General features: G+C 64.6%; 13 protein-coding genes and 2 pseudogenes. 9 read left to right on the forward strand and 6 right to left on the reverse strand.

What is annotated here, in order from left to right; all coding sequences use genetic code 11:
- The first annotated feature begins 7 nt into the window (after positions 1-7).
- Entirely contained in the window at positions 8-1093 is a 1086-nt protein-coding gene (locus FNL56_RS22930; RefSeq protein ID WP_143575157.1) for a tetratricopeptide repeat protein, read from the forward strand.
- 99 nt (positions 1094-1192) lie between these two features.
- Positions 1193-1978, forward strand: coding sequence for an inositol monophosphatase family protein (locus tag FNL56_RS22935; protein WP_143575158.1), 786 nt, complete (start codon positions 1193-1195; stop codon positions 1976-1978).
- Between the two features lie 141 nt (positions 1979-2119).
- On the opposite strand, the pseudogene FNL56_RS28515 reads toward FNL56_RS22935, so the two are convergent.
- Positions 2120-2760 (reverse strand): annotated as a pseudogene (locus tag FNL56_RS28515) (U32 family peptidase); the annotation flags it as partial.
- A 74-nt stretch (positions 2761-2834) separates the two neighbouring features.
- On the opposite strand from FNL56_RS28515, the pseudogene FNL56_RS22945 reads away from it, so the two are divergent.
- A pseudogene (locus FNL56_RS22945) lies at positions 2835-3104 on the forward strand (UbiD family decarboxylase); the annotation flags it as partial.
- 60 nt (positions 3105-3164) lie between these two features.
- On the opposite strand, the gene FNL56_RS22950 reads toward FNL56_RS22945, so the two are convergent.
- The 4 genes from FNL56_RS22950 to FNL56_RS22965 form a co-directional block, all read right to left on the reverse strand.
- Positions 3165-6320, reverse strand: a complete 3156-nt coding sequence (locus FNL56_RS22950) for a multidrug efflux RND transporter permease subunit (protein ID WP_143575159.1) — start codon at positions 6318-6320, stop codon at positions 3165-3167.
- Between the two features lie 10 nt (positions 6321-6330).
- Positions 6331-7533: an efflux RND transporter periplasmic adaptor subunit gene (locus tag FNL56_RS22955; RefSeq protein WP_143576327.1), complete on the reverse strand. Its 1203-nt coding sequence runs from the start codon at positions 7531-7533 to the stop codon at positions 6331-6333.
- Positions 7534-7730: 197 nt separating this feature from the next.
- The gene (locus FNL56_RS22960) at positions 7731-8786 is read right to left on the reverse strand and encodes an SAM-dependent methyltransferase (RefSeq protein WP_143575160.1); all 1056 of its coding nucleotides are present in this window, start codon (positions 8784-8786) and stop codon (positions 7731-7733) included.
- A complete protein-coding gene (locus tag FNL56_RS22965) occupies positions 8783-9592 on the reverse strand; it encodes a DUF1295 domain-containing protein (RefSeq protein WP_143575161.1) in 810 nt (269 codons plus the stop codon). The genes FNL56_RS22960 and FNL56_RS22965 overlap by 4 nt, the downstream gene beginning before the upstream one ends.
- 180 nt (positions 9593-9772) lie before the next feature.
- On the opposite strand from FNL56_RS22965, the gene FNL56_RS22970 reads away from it, so the two are divergent.
- The 5 genes from FNL56_RS22970 to FNL56_RS22990 are packed head-to-tail and all read left to right on the forward strand — an operon-like array spanning position 9773 to position 12816.
- On the forward strand, positions 9773-10771 hold the full coding sequence (locus FNL56_RS22970) for a flagellar motor protein MotA (RefSeq protein ID WP_143575162.1): 999 nt from the start codon (positions 9773-9775) through the stop codon (positions 10769-10771).
- 1 nt (position 10772) lies between these two features.
- Positions 10773-11804, forward strand: coding sequence for a peptidoglycan -binding protein (locus tag FNL56_RS22975; protein ID WP_143575163.1), 1032 nt, complete (start codon positions 10773-10775; stop codon positions 11802-11804).
- Positions 11805-11806: 2 nt separating this feature from the next.
- Positions 11807-12241, forward strand: a complete 435-nt coding sequence (locus FNL56_RS22980; protein WP_143575164.1) for a GNAT family N-acetyltransferase — start codon at positions 11807-11809, stop codon at positions 12239-12241.
- A 54-nt stretch (positions 12242-12295) separates the two neighbouring features.
- A complete protein-coding gene (locus tag FNL56_RS22985) occupies positions 12296-12526 on the forward strand; it encodes a hypothetical protein (RefSeq protein ID WP_143575165.1) in 231 nt (76 codons plus the stop codon).
- Positions 12523-12816, forward strand: a complete 294-nt coding sequence (locus FNL56_RS22990) for a type II toxin-antitoxin system RelE/ParE family toxin (RefSeq protein WP_143575166.1) — start codon at positions 12523-12525, stop codon at positions 12814-12816. Before FNL56_RS22985 ends, FNL56_RS22990 begins: the two co-directional genes overlap by 4 nt.
- Here the strand turns inward: FNL56_RS22990 and FNL56_RS22995 are convergent, their stop codons facing one another.
- Positions 12817-14676 carry an ABC transporter ATP-binding protein/permease gene (locus tag FNL56_RS22995; RefSeq protein ID WP_143582400.1) on the reverse strand — a complete coding sequence of 620 codons (1860 nt, stop codon included), beginning with the start codon at positions 14674-14676 and terminating at the stop codon, positions 12817-12819.
- 172 nt (positions 14677-14848) lie between these two features.
- On the opposite strand from FNL56_RS22995, the gene rpmE reads away from it, so the two are divergent.
- Positions 14849-15091, forward strand: coding sequence for a 50S ribosomal protein L31 (rpmE, locus tag FNL56_RS23000; RefSeq protein WP_143575168.1), 243 nt, complete (start codon positions 14849-14851; stop codon positions 15089-15091).
- Positions 15092-15138: the final 47 nt, after the last annotated feature.

The following is a 15138-nucleotide window of genomic DNA, read 5'->3' on the forward strand; positions in this document are numbered from 1 at the left end:
CGCCGGAATGAAGGTTCTGCGTTGCCTCACACTCTGGGCCGGATGCGCGCTCGCGATTGCCCCCGCGGCAGCGCAGATCTCGCTGACGCCGCCGTCCGCCCAGGCACCGCCGAAGGCACCGGCCAAGGCCGCGCCCCCGAAAGCGCCGCCCAAGGCAACGCCGCCTGCTGCGAAGGCGCCGGCTGCCGCCGCCAAGAAGGCCGCCCCCGCCAAGCCGGCCGAGCCCGCGGCCGCCTCACCGACCGACCCCAACCTCGATCTGGTCTACGGCGCCTATCAGCGCGGCCAGTACAAGACCGCCTTCGACCTCGCCACCCAGCGCGCCCAGGAGAACAACGACCCCAAGGCGATGACGATGCTCGGCGAGCTCTATTCCAACGCGATGGGCGTCAAGCGCGACTATGCCAAGGCGGCGGAGTGGTATCAGCGCGCCGCCGAGCGCGGCGACCGCGAGGGCATGTTTGCGCTGGCCATGCTGCGATTGTCCGATCGCGGCAAGACCGGCAACCGCGAGGAAGGCGCCAAATGGCTCGCCTCCTCCGCCAAGCTCGGCAATCCCAAGGCGGCCTATAATCTCGCGCTGCTCTATCTCGACGGCCAGACCTTTCCGCAGGACCTCAAGCGCGCCGCCGAACTGCTGCGGGTGGCGGCCGATGCCGGCAACCCGGAAGCGCAATACGCGCTGGCGACGTTCTACAAGGAAGGCACCGGCGTCGAGAAGAACCTCGACAAGGCCGTCCGGCTGCTGCAGGCCGCAGCCTTGGCCGACAATGTTGATGCCTCCGTCGAATACGCCATTGCGCTCTACAACGGCACCGGGACACCGAAGAACGAGGCCGGCGCCGTCGCGCTGCTGCGCAAGGCGTCGAAACAGAACAGCCCGATCGCCCAGAACCGGCTGGCGCGGGTACTGGTCAACCGCGCCGACGCCGCCGACAGGATCGAGGGGCTGAAATGGCACATCGTCGCCAAGACCGCCGGCAAGGGCGACCTGTTCCTCGACGAGGCGCTGGCCAATGCCACGCCGGAGGACCGGACCAAGGCGCAGGACGCCGCCCGCAAATGGCTGGGCAGCCCGACCAGCCCGAAATGATCGGCCCTTGACCTTCGCCCGCTTGCAGGGCACCCATCGCCCAGCAAATCCCCTGTCCTTCCAATTGAGACCTGACCTTTCAGGTCACCGAGCGCAATCATGATCAATTCAGCCCTGATGAACGTCATGGTGAAAGCCGCGCGCCGCGCCGGCCGCAGCCTCAAGCGCGACCTCGGCGAGGTCGAGAATCTGCAGGTCTCGATGAAGGGCCCCGCGAATTTCGTCAGCCTCGCCGACAAGCGCGCCGAGGAAATGCTCTACACCGACCTCAACAAGGCGCGCCCCGGCTACGGCTTCCTCGGCGAGGAAGGCGGCAACCGCGAAGGCACCGACAAGAGCCACATGTGGGTCGTCGATCCGCTCGATGGCACCACCAACTTCCTGCACGGCATTCCGCATTTCGCGGTCTCGATCGGGTTGCTGCGCGAGGGCGTCGCCATCGCCGGCCTGATCTACAATCCCGCCAACGACGAGCTCTACATGGCCGAGAAGGGGTCGGGCGCGTTCCTCAACGATAGCCGCCTGCGCGTCGCCGGCCGCAAGCAACTCAACGAATGCGTCATCGCCTGCGGCCTGCCGCATATCGGCCGCGGCGACCATGAGTTGTCGCGCCGCGAAATGTCGGCGCTGCAGCCGAAGGTCGCCGGTCTGCGCCGCTTCGGTGCGGCATCGCTGGATCTCGCTTTCGTTGCCGCCGGTCGTCTGGATGGCTACTGGGAGCGCAATTTGCAGCCCTGGGATATCGCGGCCGGCATCGTGCTGATCAAGGAAGCCGGCGGCACCGTCGGCGACATCCATGGCGGCGACGTGCTGAAGACCGGCAACATCGTGTGCGGCAATGAATTCGTGAACGGCGAATTGACGAAAATTTTGAAGCCGCTCTAAGCAGCGGCGAGTGTGGGCTCTTTCTTCCTTCTCCCCTTGTGGGAGAAGGTGGCACGGCCGCAGGCCGTGACGGATGAGGGGGCCTGCGGAGCTCGGAGCTTGTGGCTCCCCTCACCCGTCTCGAACCGCTGCGCGGTTCGATCCACCCTCTCCCACAAACGGCTCGTCGTCGAATGTCGATACCGCCAGCCCGTCCGGATTCTGCTCGCAGACGAAGCGGCAACTATCCTTCGTGAGATCATGCAGGAGGGCATGATAGCAGCGCGCCGAGATGGCCAGCGGCGCACGGCCGAAACCGAACACTTCGAAAGTAACGTCCGGCAGGGCCGCGGCGATGGTCCGGATCGACGTCATCGGCAATTCCGGCGGCAGGCAGATCCGCACCGCGCCGCGCCGCGCGAGGCAAAATAGTTCGCCGCCGCCTCGTTGTAGACATTGACATACGGCCCGATCGCATGCGGCCGTCCGGCCAGCAGGCCGAGCACGGAGATGTCGTTCATTTCCATCTGCAGGGCGGTGACGTCGGCCAGTTCGACCATCTGCTTGCGCTCGCGCGGCAGCGACATCAGCGTCAGCGCGCCGAGGATGACCTGCTTGCCGCAGGCCAGGAGCCGGGCCACCGCCGACGGCATGTGATCCTTGAGGAACGGCGAGCGCTTCGAGCAGATGATCTCGCCGATCACCACGGTATCGACCGCCGCTTCCTCCGCGATACGATAATAGAAATCGCGCCACTCGTCGGGCTTCCAGTTGAACAGCACCGGTCCGAGCGTCAATTGCATGTTTGAACTCATTGCTTCACCTACCAACGTCCCCGTCATCGCCATGCCTTGCGGTAGGCGCCGACCGTGGTGGACTCGTCGATGACGACATCAACGTGCGCGACTGGACCGACGTGATGTGGGCGGTATCGACGCGCTCCGACCCGTCGCGCGACCTGGTCGTGGTCAGCGACACCCCGATCGACTATCTCGACTTCGCCTCGCCGAAATCCGGCCTCGGCGGCAAGATGGGCATCGATGCGACCAACAAGATCGGCGCCGAGACCTCGCGGCCGTGGGGCGAGGTGCTCGCAATGGACCCGGCGGTGATCGCGTGGGTCGATGCGATGTGGGACGAGCTCGGGGGTTTCGTGAGGCCGCTTTACGAGCCGTCCCCGCGAAGGCGGGAACGGCTCGTGGCGCGTTTAGTGCGGAACGGCGTGCGGCGGCACTGGCGATGCGTCGGCTGGCGGAGTCGTTTCCCTGGCCTTGTCCGGCGAGAACAGCCGCTGGATCGAGACGAAGAACACCGGCACCATCAACAGCGCCAGGATCACCACGGCGATCATGCCGCCGGTCACCGAGGTGCCCAGCGCATTCTGGCTCTTGCCGCCAGCACCGCTGGCGAACACCATCGGGAGCACGCCGCAGATGAACGCCAGGCCCGTCATCACGATCGGGCGGAAGCGCAGATAACAGGCTTCCATCGTGGCATCGATCAGCGATTTGCCACCGGCGCGCAGATCCTTGGCGAATTCGATAATCAGAATCGCGTTCTTCGCCGCCAGACCGATGATCGTGATCAGACCCACCGTGAAGTAGACGTCGTTCGGCAACCCGCGCAACGTCGCGGCCAGCACAGCGCCACAGATGCCGAGCGGCACCGTCATCAACACCGCCATCGGGATCGTCCAGCTCTCATAGAGCGCGGCGAGCACCAGGAACACCACCAGCGCCGACAGCGCGAGCAGGAACGGCGCCTGCGAGCCCGACAGCTTTTCCTGCAGTGACTGGCCGGTCCATTCGAAACCGAAGCCGCGCGGCAGCAGACGGGCGAGGCGTTCCATCTCGGCAATCGCGTCGCCCGAGGTGAAGCCCGGACGCGCTTCACCGGAGATGCGGACCGCCGGATAGAAATTGAAGCCGGCGATCTGGGTCGGCCCCTTTGCCCACTCCACGGTGGCGAACGACGAGAACGGAACGAGCTGCCCGCGGCTGTTCTTGACGTTGTAGTTCAGGATGTCGGTCGCGTTCATCCGGTTGGCAGCTTCCGACTGCACCACGACGCGCTGCATGCGGCCGCGGTTCGGGAAGTCGTTGATGTAGTTCGAGCCGAGGTTGGTCGAAATCGTGGAGTTGATGTCCTCGAAGGTGACGCCGAAGGCGCCGGCCTTTTCGCGGTCGATCATCAGATTGACCAGCGGCGCCGGCGGCAGGCCTTCGACGAACACCTTCTGCAGCACCGGGCTGGCGTTGGCGTCGGCGATCAGCTTGTCGGACGCGGCGTTGAGCGCGACCAGCCCCTTTTGTCCCCGATCCTGCAGACGGAAGCTGAAGCCCGAGGAATTACCGAGGTTGTCGATCGGCGGCGGCTGCAGCGCCGAAATCTTGGCATCGCGGATCGACGACAATTCGCGGTTGATGTCGTCGACGAGGGCCGCGGCGGAGTCACCGGGCGGACGCTCCGACCAGTCCTTCAAGGTGATGAAGGCCTGCGCGGTGTTCATGCCCTGACCGAGGAAGCTGAAGCCGGTCAGGAACACGACGCTCTCGATGCCGGAGCGCTTGGCCAGATAGGCTTCGACCTTCTCGATCGCGCCCTCGGTGCGGGCGAACGAGGAATCCGACGGCGTCTGCACGTCGGTGGTGATGAAGCCCTGATCGTCGATCGGCAGGAAGCCGCCGGGCATCCGCATGAAGCCCCAGGTCAGGCCGACCAGCAGCGCGACGTAGACGATCAGCAGGCGTCCGGTGCGCTGGATCGACCAGCCCACCGTCCGCGAATAGCCATCGCGGGTGGCATCGAGCTTGCGGTTGAACCAGCCGAACACGCCCTTCTTGGCGTGACCGTGGCCTTCCTTGATCGGCTTCAGGAAGGTGGCGCACAGCGCCGGCGTCAAGGACAGCGCCAACAGCGCAGAGAACCCGATCGACGCCACCATGGTGACGGAAAACTGCCGGTAGATGATGCCGACCGAGCCCGGGAAGAACGCCATCGGCACGAACACGCCGATCATCACCAGCGTCACGCCGATGATCGCGCCGGAGATCTGGCCCATGGCCTTCTTGGTGGCTTCCTTCGGCGGAAGCCCCTCCTCGCTCATGATGCGTTCGACGTTCTCGACGACGACGATGGCGTCATCGACCAGAATACCGACCGCCAGCACCATGCCGAACATGGTCAGCATGTTGATCGAGTAGCCGGCCAGCAGCAGCATCGTGCAGGTGCCGAGCAGCGCGATCGGCACCACGATGGTCGGGATCAGCGTGTAGCGGAAATTCTGCAGGAAGATGAACATCACGATGAAGACGAGCGCGACTGCCTCCAGCAGCGTGTGCACCACCTTCTCGATCGAGGCTTCGACCACCGGCGTGACGTTATAGGGGATGTCATAGGCGATATTGGCCGGGAAGAAGTTCGACAGATCCTTCATCTTGGCTTCGATGGCGGCGGCGGTGGCGAGCGCGTTGCCTTTGGGCGACATCAGCACCGAGAGGCCGGCGGTCGGCTTGCCGTCGAGCCGGGTGGTGAACTGGTAGCTCAGGCCACCGATCTCGATGCGGGCGACGTCGCGCAGCCGCACGGTGGAGCCGTCGGAATTGGCGCGCAGCACGATGGCGCCGAATTCCTCCGGTGTGGAGAGCTGGCCTTTGACCAGCACCAGCGACGACGTTTTGGTGGTCGCCGTCGACGGCTCGGCGCCGACGCTACCGGACGCGACCTGAGCGTTCTGCGCGGTGATCGCCTTGTTGACGTCGTCCGAGGTCAGATTGTAGCCGACCAGCCGGGCCGGATCGACCCAGACGCGCAGCGAACGCTCGGTCGAATAAAGTGAGGCGCGGCCGACGCCCGGGATGCGGCGGATTTCGCCGAGCACGTTGCGGATCATGAAGTCGCCGAGGCCGACTTCGTCCATGCTGCCGTCGGTGGAACGCAGCGTGATGATGTTCAGCACCGCCGCCGAGGCTTCCTCGACCAGAATGCCCTGCTGAATGACAGCCCGCGGCAATCGCGCTTCAACGCGCTTGAGCCGGTTCTGCACTTCCACGGAAGCCTGGCTGGTATCGGTGCCCGGCACGAAGTTCGCGATGATTTCGACCGCGCCGAGCGAGTCCGACGTCGATTCGAAATTCAGGATGCCGGCGGCGCCGTTGAGCTCTTCCTCGATCAGCCGGGTGACTGAATTGTACAGATTCTCCGGCGATGCGCCGGGATAGCTGGTCGAGATCGAGATCGAGGGCGGCGCAATGATCGGATATTGCGCGATCGGCAGTTGCGGAAGCGCGATGGCGCCGAACAGACAGATGAACAGCGCGACGACCCAGGCGAAAATCGGCCTGTCGATAAAGAAATTAGCCATCTGTCAGGTCTCAGGGCTTTACGCGCGGCTGATCGCCGGCCGCCGCGTTATGGGCCGTTTCGGCCAACGGCCACGGCATCGGCTTGACTTTGTCTCCCGGTGCAAACTTCTGGAAGCCCTCGACGACGACTTTTTCGCCGCCCTTCAAGCCTTCGGTCACGAACCACTGACCGTCCTGGATCTGCCCCATGCGGACCACCTGCGTGGCGACATGGCCGTCGTCCTTGACTACGAACACCTCGCTGCCGCCGCCGCCGTTGCGCTGTACCGCCTGCTGCGGAACGGCAATCGAGTCGGTATCGATGCCCTGCTCGATCTTGACGCGAACATACATGCCCGGCAGCAATTCCCGCTTCGGATTGGGGAACTGGCCGCGCAGCGTCACCTGCCCGGTGAAGGCATCGACCTTGGCCTCGGAGAACAACAGCTTGCCCGGCAGCGGATAGACCTGGCCATCGTCGAGTACGAGGCGGACGCGCGCGGCATCGTCCGCGATCTGGTCGAGGTCGCCGCTCTCGAAGGCGCGACGCAGCGTGTTCATCTCGCTGACCGACTGGGTGAAGTCGGCATAGATCGGATCGAGCTGCTGGATCGTGGCCAGATTGGTGTTTTCGTTCTGCACCACCAGTGCGCCTTCGGAGACCAGCGCCGCACCGATGATGCCGCTGATCGGCGCGCGGATGGTGGCGTAATCGAGATTGAGCTTGGCGCGCGCAATGTCGACCTTGCGGCCGGCGATTTCGGCATCGGCCTGACGCATGGCACCGACGGCTCTCTCGCTTTCGGCTTCGGATACCGCCTTCTGGCTGAACAAAGTGGTAATGCGGTTGGCCTGCTGTACGGCCAGATCATAGGCGGCGGTCGCCTTGGCCAGTGCGGCCTCGCTGGCCTGCAACTCGACTTGGAACGGCTTCGGATCGATCCGGTACAGCGGCTCGCCGGCCATCACGACGCTGCCCTGATGGAACATGCGCTCGACGACGATACCGGAGACCCGCGGACGAACATCCGCTACGCGGGTCGGCGCGATCCGGCCTGGCAATTCACGAATCAGCGAACGCGCCTGCGGCTTGACGGACACGACGCTGACTTCGGGCTCTGTCGCCTGAGCCGACGCAACGGCCTGCTTTGGCTCACCGCATCCTGCCAGCAGCGGCGCGAGACCCGCCAGCAAGAAGGCCAGGCCTGCGGAGCGAGCGTTGAATATCGTCATCGTCGGTATGGTTCCCATTTCAGGATCGTACATGCATCAACGGAGCCGCCGGACTGTGTCCATCGCGACTTTTTCCGGATATTCCGAACCTGCTTGATAGCTTAGGATAGATCAGAAGCGCTGCAGCGCAACAGATTTGGCGGCGGCTCAATGCCACATGGGCCTATCGGCTTGATTATACAGCGAGTTCCAATGACTCACGCGATCGTGTGCCTGCGTGAACTCGGGTCAGCGGCGGTCATCCGGTAGTGGCTGACGCCCCACTCGCTTCCCTCGGCGTAGCCGAACAGGCCCGCCGTCGCCAAAAAGAACCAGCGCCAGCGTCGCATCCAGAGCGCGGTGTCGCGGCCATAGACCGGGCGCAGGATTTTTTCGATCGCACGACGGTTTCGATCAAAGTTCGCAAGCCAGTCGAGCGCCGTGCGCTGGTAATGCACGCCGCTCCAGCGCCACTCCTTCTCGACGGCCAACAGATCTTCGTACTGACGGATCAGTTGATGGCTCGGCATGACGCCGCCGGTGAAGAAGTGTTGCGCGATCCAGTCGTCCTGGTCGGCGCGGTCGAACAGATAGGTACCCGAGCGATGCGTGAAGATGTGCATGAAGAAGCGGCCCTCCGGCGCCAGCCACGATCGCACGCGCGCCAGCAGCTCCCGCCAGTTCATCATGTGCTCGAACATCTCCACGGAGACGATGCGATCGAACGTCTGTCCGGGCTCGAAGACGTTCATGTCTTGCGTGACGATCCGCAGATTTTCGATGCCGCGCGACGCGGCTTCGGCTTCGATATATTCGCGCTGCGAGTGCGAGTTCGAGACGGCGGTGATGTGAGCGCCGGGAAACTGCCGCGCCATCGACAGCGACAGCGAGCCCCAGCCGCAACCGAGTTCGAGAATGTTCTGTCCATCCACCAGGTCGGCGTGCTCGATGGTCTGGCGCAGCGCCTCTTCCTCGGCCTCCTGCAGCGTCGATTCGGGCTCCTTGTAGAAGCACGACGAGTATTTGCGGTTCGGCCCCAGCACCAGCGCAAAAAACGCCGCCGGCACTTCGTAATGCTGCGCATTGGCCGCATCGGTATGCTCGGCGATGCGGCGCACCGTCATCAATTCGGCAAAGCTCGCATCGGTCGAGACATCGGACAGTGCCAGCCTCTCGGCCGTGCGCGAGCAAAGCTGCTGGATGCCGGCCCGGATCAAAGCGTCCGGCAGAGGCACACGCTCGGCGGTGCCGATGATGCGGGAGACAACGCTCATGGAACGGCCTCCTTCGGCGGCAGCGGGAAGAACACGCTGGTGCGGTCCTGGTACGCCCTGTAGGCGTCGCCGCGCGATTTCAACATCTGCGCTTCCAGCGGCGGCACGCCGGTGACGTAGCGCAGGATCCAGAACATGAACAACGGCGCCAGCAAGGTCGCAAAGCCCCATGGGTAGTCCAGCGACAAAGCGATCACCGGATAGGCCAGCCAGCCGAACCATTCGAAGAAGTAATTCGGATGCCGCGACCAGCGCCACAGCCCGCTATCGCAGACCTTGCCCTTATTGTCGGGTTGGCTCCGAAAGGCCTTGAGCTGCGAATCGGACAGTGCCTCGCCGGCGATGCCGCCGAACAGGATCAGCACGCCGAGTGCATCCTGCCATCGCAGCGCCGGATCGGGAAAGCGCGCTGCGACGAAGATGGCGAACACCAGCGGGATCGACGCGAACGCCTGATTCTGAAGGAACATGAACATCTTCTTCGGCGAATCGACGCCCCACTCCTTAGCAAACGCCGCGTAGCGCGGATCGTCGGTGATCCCCCGCGTGCGCGCGGCGATGTGCGAGCCGAGCCGCACCGACCAGATCGCCACCAGGGCTGCGACCAGCCACTGCCGGGCGCTTGGCGCGGCACCTGCTACCGGCCACAGCGCCGAGCCGGCGCCGACGAGGCCGAGCGAAAACGTCCAGATCGTATCGACCCAGCCCGAATTGCCCGTGCGTTGTTGCACCAGCCAGGCCCCCGCCATCAGGATCGACATGGACACGGCGATCAAGGCCAGCGCCTCAAGATACAAAATCGTCATGGAAAGTCCCGATAAGCGGCTGAAATTATGCGTGTCTGACAAATACGCTACAGTTCAAGCCGGGTTTCAACCTGAAGTTCCGCGGGACAGCGGCTGATCCAGCGGTATCGATCTTTTTTTGTCGCCCGGCTGTGCCATATTGCGCATCTGATCCGTTTCTCCGAGGAAGATGACCTCCCCATGGCGCCAAGCCCAACCTCCCGCTCCGCGATGGAGATCGAACTGACCAAGCTGTCCTCGCCCCGGATCTTTCTGGTGCGGATGGTGGTGTTCCTGGTGCTGTGCGCGCTGGTGATGACGGTGCTCTACAAGCAGATCATGACCGCGTTCTTCGCCAATCCGGGCCTCAACGCGCTGATCGGCGGCGTGCTGGTGATCGGCATCATCCTGTCGTTCCGGCAGGTGGTGCGGCTGTATCCCGAAGTGTCCTGGGTCAATAATTTCCGGATCTCGGATCCTGGTCTGGCACTCGACAGGCGCCCGACCCTGCTGGCGCCAATGGCGGCGATCCTGGGCGGTGAACGCTCGGGGCGGATGTCGATCTCGCAGCAGACCATGAGGCACCTGCTGGATTCGATCGCTACGCGGCTGGACGAGGCCCGCGACATCTCGCGCTACATGACCGGCCTCTTGGTGTTCCTCGGCCTGCTCGGCACGTTCTGGGGCCTGATCGAGACCGTCGGCTCGGTCGGCAAAGTGATCGAGGGGCTGAAGGTCGGCGGCGATTCCGGCTCGCTGTTCGACACGCTGAAGGAAGGCCTTGCCGCGCCGCTGGGCGGCATGGGCATCTCGTTCTCGTCGTCGCTGTTCGGCCTCGCCGGCTCGCTGATCCTCGGCTTCCTCGACCTGCAGTCGAGTCAGGCGCAGAACCGCTTCTACACCGATCTGGAAGACTGGCTGGCCTCGACCGTGAAGGAATATTCCGGCGAGAGCGCCGCCGGCGCCTCCGGCGACCTGCAGCACGCCATCGAGCGACTGCGCGTGACGATGGAGGAAGGCGGCAACAACCGCGGCACCACCGCGGCGATGGCCAACCTGGCGGATGCGATCCAGAGCCTGGTGGCGCATATGCGTACCGAGCAGGAAATGATCCGCGAATGGGCCGACGGCCAGGGCGAACAAAGCCGCGAGATCAAGAAGCTGCTCGAGCACATCGCCCGCCAACCCGAGAAGAACTGACATGGCCCTCGCGCGCGGACGCCGCTCGTCTTCGGAATTCAACTACTGGCCCGGCTTCGTCGATGCGCTGTCGACGCTGGTGCTGTCGATCGTGTTCCTGCTGTCGGTGTTTCTGGTCGTGCAGTTCTTCCTGTCCAACGAAATCAACGGCAAGGACAAGGCGCTCGAGCAACTCACCGCGCGCCTCGCGCAGCTCAACGATCTGCTCTCGCTGGAGAAGCTCGGCAAGCTCAACCTGGACGACCAGCTGTCGCAGATGCGCGCCGGCCTGTCTGCCGCCCAGACCGAGCGCGACCGCGTCAAGGGCCTCTATGACGGCCTCGCCAGCGCCGGCAACGACGCTGCCGGCCGCGCCTCCGAACTCAACAAGGCGCTGGATTCCGAGAAGCAATTATCCGCGCGCGCAGCCGCTTTGGTCGAGGTGCTGAACCAGCAGATCTCGGCGCTGCGCCGCCAGCTCGCCGCACTCGAAGACGCGCTCGATGCCTCGGAGAAGCGCGGCCAGGAATCGCAGAGCCGCATCGCCGATCTCGGCCAGCGGCTCAACGTGGCGCTGGCGCAGCGCGTGCAGGAACTGTCGCGCTACCGCTCGGAATTCTTCGGCCGGCTGCGCGCCATCCTGGGCAACCGGCCGGACATCCGCATCGTCGGCGACCGCTTCGTGTTCCAGTCCGAAGTGTTCTTCGATGCCGGACAGGCCCTGCTGCTGCCGGAAGGCAAGGCCGAGCTCGACAAGGTCGCCAGCGCGCTGACCGATCTCGACAAGCAGATCCCCGCCGAGATCGCCTGGGTGATGCGGGTCGATGGCCATACCGACTCGCGGCCGATCCTCAACAGCCCGCTGTTCAAGTCGAACTGGGAACTGTCGAGCGCGCGCGCGATCTCGGTGGTGCAATATCTGGTATCGCTCGGCGTGCCGCCGCAGCGCCTCCTGGCCGCCGGCTTCGCCGAATTCCAGCCGCTCGATACCGCCACGACCGAGGAAGCCTATCGCCGCAACCGCCGCATCGAGCTGAAGCTGACGGAGCGCTAGAGGTGAAGCTCCGCCTTTATCGCGAGAGCGACCAAGAGGCGTCGATCGCGCTGTGGCTCACGACCTGGCGGCAGGCCTACCCGTCGATCGACTTCGACGCCCGCGTCGACTGGTGGCGCGAGCGCTGGCGCACCGAGCTGGTGCCGGTGGCGCAGATCGTCGTCGCCGAGCAGGACGGCGCGCTGATCGGCTTCGTGACCATCGACGACACCGGCTATCTCGACCAGCTGGTGGTAAGCCCGGCGCAATGGGGCGCGGACGTCAGCCGCGCGCTGGTCAATGAGGCCAAGCGATTGTCGCCCGGCGGCGTGACGCTGAAGGTCAACGCCGACAATTTTCGCGCGATCCGGTTCTATGAGCGCAACGGGTTTGCGAAGACCGGCGAGGAAGTGAATTCGTCGGGGCGCGCGGTGTGGCTGATGGCGTGGACAGCCTAAGCAAGCCAGCTACATTTACTTCACGCAAACCAAAAAGTTCGGTATCTTCCAGGAATGACGAAGCTTCTTGATCAAGCTCTTGAGCTAGCCCGTAGCCTTCCCTCGGAGGCTCAGGACGATATCGCGCGAATCGTGATGCAGCTTGCCGGCAGCGACAACTCCGCTCCAGTGATGCTGTCCGTCGACGAGCGCGCGGCCATTGCAGCTTCGAAAGCGGAGGCAGCCCGCGGTGAGTTTGCTACGGACGAGCAAGTCCGCGCGGTCTGGGCCAAGCACGGGCTGTGAGACTGCGCTACACCCGCCGGGCTCTGGCCGACCTTGACGGCATTCTGGATTATATCGCGAGCCAATCGCCGCAGGGTGCAACGAGAGTTCACGCGCGTATCCAGCGGATGGTAAGCTTGTTGCCGTCGCATCCCGCCATCGGCTCACGTACCGAAGACCCGACGATACGCAAACTGGCGACACCGCCTTATCCCTATCTGATTTTCTACGAGCCCACTGAAAAAGAAGTCATCGTGCATGCGATCCGTCACGCGGCACGCAATCCATCGGATACGCCGGGTTCGGGATGATCACACCCCGAACTGCAACCTTGCCAGACGTGCATACAGCCCACCGGCGGCGACCAGCGAGGCGTGGGTGCCTTCTTCGACGATGCGGCCGTGCTCCATGACCAGGATGCGGTCGCAGGACAGCACCGTCGCCAGGCGATGCGCGATCACCAGCGTGGTGCGGTGCTTCATCAGCTCTTCCAGCGCCGTCTGTACCAGCGTCTCGGATTCCGCATCGAGCGCCGAGGTCGCCTCGTCGAGCAGCAAGAGCGGGGCGTCGCGCAGGATGGCGCGGGCAATCGCAATGCGCTGGCGCTGCCCGCCGGACAGCGTCACGCCGCGCTCGCCAAGCTGGGCATCAAATCCCTCCGGCAGGCGGCAGATGAATTCGGTGGCGTGCGCCAGGCTCGCGGCATGCTCGACCTCGGCGTCGGTGGCATCGGGGCGGCCGAAGCGGATGTTCTCGCGGGCGGTCGCGGCAAATACCACGGAATCCTGCGGCACCAGCGCGATGCGCTGGCGCAGTTCGTGCGGATCGACATCGACGACCGGCACGCCGTCGAACGAGATCACGCCGCTCTTCGGATCGTAGAACCGCAACAGGAGATGAAACAGCGTGCTCTTGCCGGCCCCGGAGGGGCCGACGATCGCGACCTTTTCGCCGGACCGGATCGTCAGCGACACGCCGTCGGCGGAGAGGATGTCGGGCCGCGTCGGATAGGCGAAGATGACGTTATCGAACGCGACATCGCCCCGCGCCGGCACCGGCAGCGCGCGCGGCGATGCGGGGGCGGTAATCTGCGACTTGACGCCGAGAATCTCGAACAGCCGTTCGGCGGCGCCGGAGGCCGCCGAAATCTCGCCCCAGACTTCGCTGAGCTGGCCGAGGCTGGAGGCGGCAAAGACCGCATAGAGCACGAACTGGCCGAGCCGGCCCGGCGTGATCGCCCCGGTCAACACGTCATGCGAGCCGACCCACAGGATGCCGACCACGCTGGAGAACACGATGAAGATGATGATCGCGGTCAACAGCGCGCGGGCGCGCGTGGTGCTGACGGCGGACTCGTAGGACCGCTCGACGCCGGCAGCGAAGCGGGCATTGGCGATGCCTTCATTGGTATAGGCCTGCACGGTGCGGATCGAGCCGACCAGCTCGCTGGCATAGGCCGAGGCCTCCGCCAGCGTATCCTGCGCGCCGCGCGACAGCTTGCGCACGCGTCGCCCGAAGGCGACCAGCGGGATCACGATCAGGGGGATCGCGGCCAGCACGAAGCCCGACAGTTTCGGGCTGGAGATCACCATCATGGTGGCGGCGCCGAGAAAAAGAACGATATTGCGCAGCGCGATCGAGACCGAGGCGCCGACCGCCGACTTGATCTGGGTGGTGTCCGCGGTCAGCCGCGACACCAGTTCGCCGGAGCGCGCCGAATCGAAAAACGCCGGCGACAGCCGCGTCAGATGCGCGAACACGTCGCCGCGCAAATCCGTGACGATGCGTTCGCCGATCGTCATCACCAGATAATAGCGCGCAGCGCTGGCCCCGGCGAGTACGGCGACCACGGCGATCATCACGCTGAAATAGCTGTTGATCATGGCGATGCCTTCGGGGCTGAAGCCAAAGTCGATCATCCGGCGCACCGCGACCGGCACCACCAGGGTGGTCACGGCGGCGATGGTCAGCGCGATCAGGGCCAGAATCACCCGCACCCGGTAGCGCACCACATAGGGCGCCAGCGCCAGCAACGGGCGCAGTCTGGCCCGGCTGGGCGCGGGCACATCGACCACCGCATCGACCAGCGACGGCTCGGGCAGCACCGGTTCCGGCTGGGGGAGCTTGGGATTCGGGGCTACGCTCGCTTCAAGCCGTTCGACTGCACTCATGATTTCCAACCATTCTAAATGCCCGCCTCAGATAGGCCGCTTGGCGGCCGGTGGCAAATGACCATCATCCGCCGCGGAGTCCTTGTCTTGGCTCAAGGTCTGCGATATAGAGCGGCCAAATCCACTTCTCTTACGCCGTGCTGCAGGGCGCCTACGCGCCGAAGGAATTGCCATGAAAGCCGATGTTCACCCCGATTATCACATGATCACGGTCGTTATGACCGATGGGACCGAGTTCCAGACCCGTTCGACCTGGGGCAAGGCCGGCGACAAGCTGAACCTCGACATCGACGCCAAGACCCATCCGGCATGGACCGGCGGTAGCGCGCAGATGCTCGACCGTGGCGGTCGCGTGTCGCGCTTCCAGAAGAAGTTTTCGGGCTTCCTCAAGAAGGACGAGGCCGCTTCGGCCTGATCCGGTTCGACCTGAATACAAAACGCCCCGCTTTGCGGGGCGTTTTT

Source organism: Tardiphaga sp. vice304 (genome assembly GCF_007018905.1).
GTDB lineage: Bacteria > Pseudomonadota > Alphaproteobacteria > Rhizobiales > Xanthobacteraceae > Tardiphaga.

Coding starts and splice junctions, on each gene's coding strand:
- FNL56_RS22930 (WP_143575157.1), top strand. CDS start 8: ATGAAGGTTCTGCGTTGCCTCACACTCTGGGCCGGATGCGCGCTCGCG.
- FNL56_RS22935 (WP_143575158.1), top strand. CDS start 1,193: ATGATCAATTCAGCCCTGATGAACGTCATGGTGAAAGCCGCGCGCCGC.
- FNL56_RS22950 (WP_143575159.1), bottom strand. CDS start 6,320: ATGGCTAATTTCTTTATCGACAGGCCGATTTTCGCCTGGGTCGTCGCG.
- FNL56_RS22955 (WP_143576327.1), bottom strand. CDS start 7,533: ATGACGATATTCAACGCTCGCTCCGCAGGCCTGGCCTTCTTGCTGGCG.
- FNL56_RS22960 (WP_143575160.1), bottom strand. CDS start 8,786: ATGAGCGTTGTCTCCCGCATCATCGGCACCGCCGAGCGTGTGCCTCTG.
- FNL56_RS22965 (WP_143575161.1), bottom strand. CDS start 9,592: ATGACGATTTTGTATCTTGAGGCGCTGGCCTTGATCGCCGTGTCCATG.
- FNL56_RS22970 (WP_143575162.1), top strand. CDS start 9,773: ATGGCGCCAAGCCCAACCTCCCGCTCCGCGATGGAGATCGAACTGACC.
- FNL56_RS22975 (WP_143575163.1), top strand. CDS start 10,773: ATGGCCCTCGCGCGCGGACGCCGCTCGTCTTCGGAATTCAACTACTGG.
- FNL56_RS22985 (WP_143575165.1), top strand. CDS start 12,296: ATGACGAAGCTTCTTGATCAAGCTCTTGAGCTAGCCCGTAGCCTTCCC.
- FNL56_RS22995 (WP_143582400.1), bottom strand. CDS start 14,676: ATGAGTGCAGTCGAACGGCTTGAAGCGAGCGTAGCCCCGAATCCCAAG.
- rpmE (WP_143575168.1), top strand. CDS start 14,849: ATGAAAGCCGATGTTCACCCCGATTATCACATGATCACGGTCGTTATG.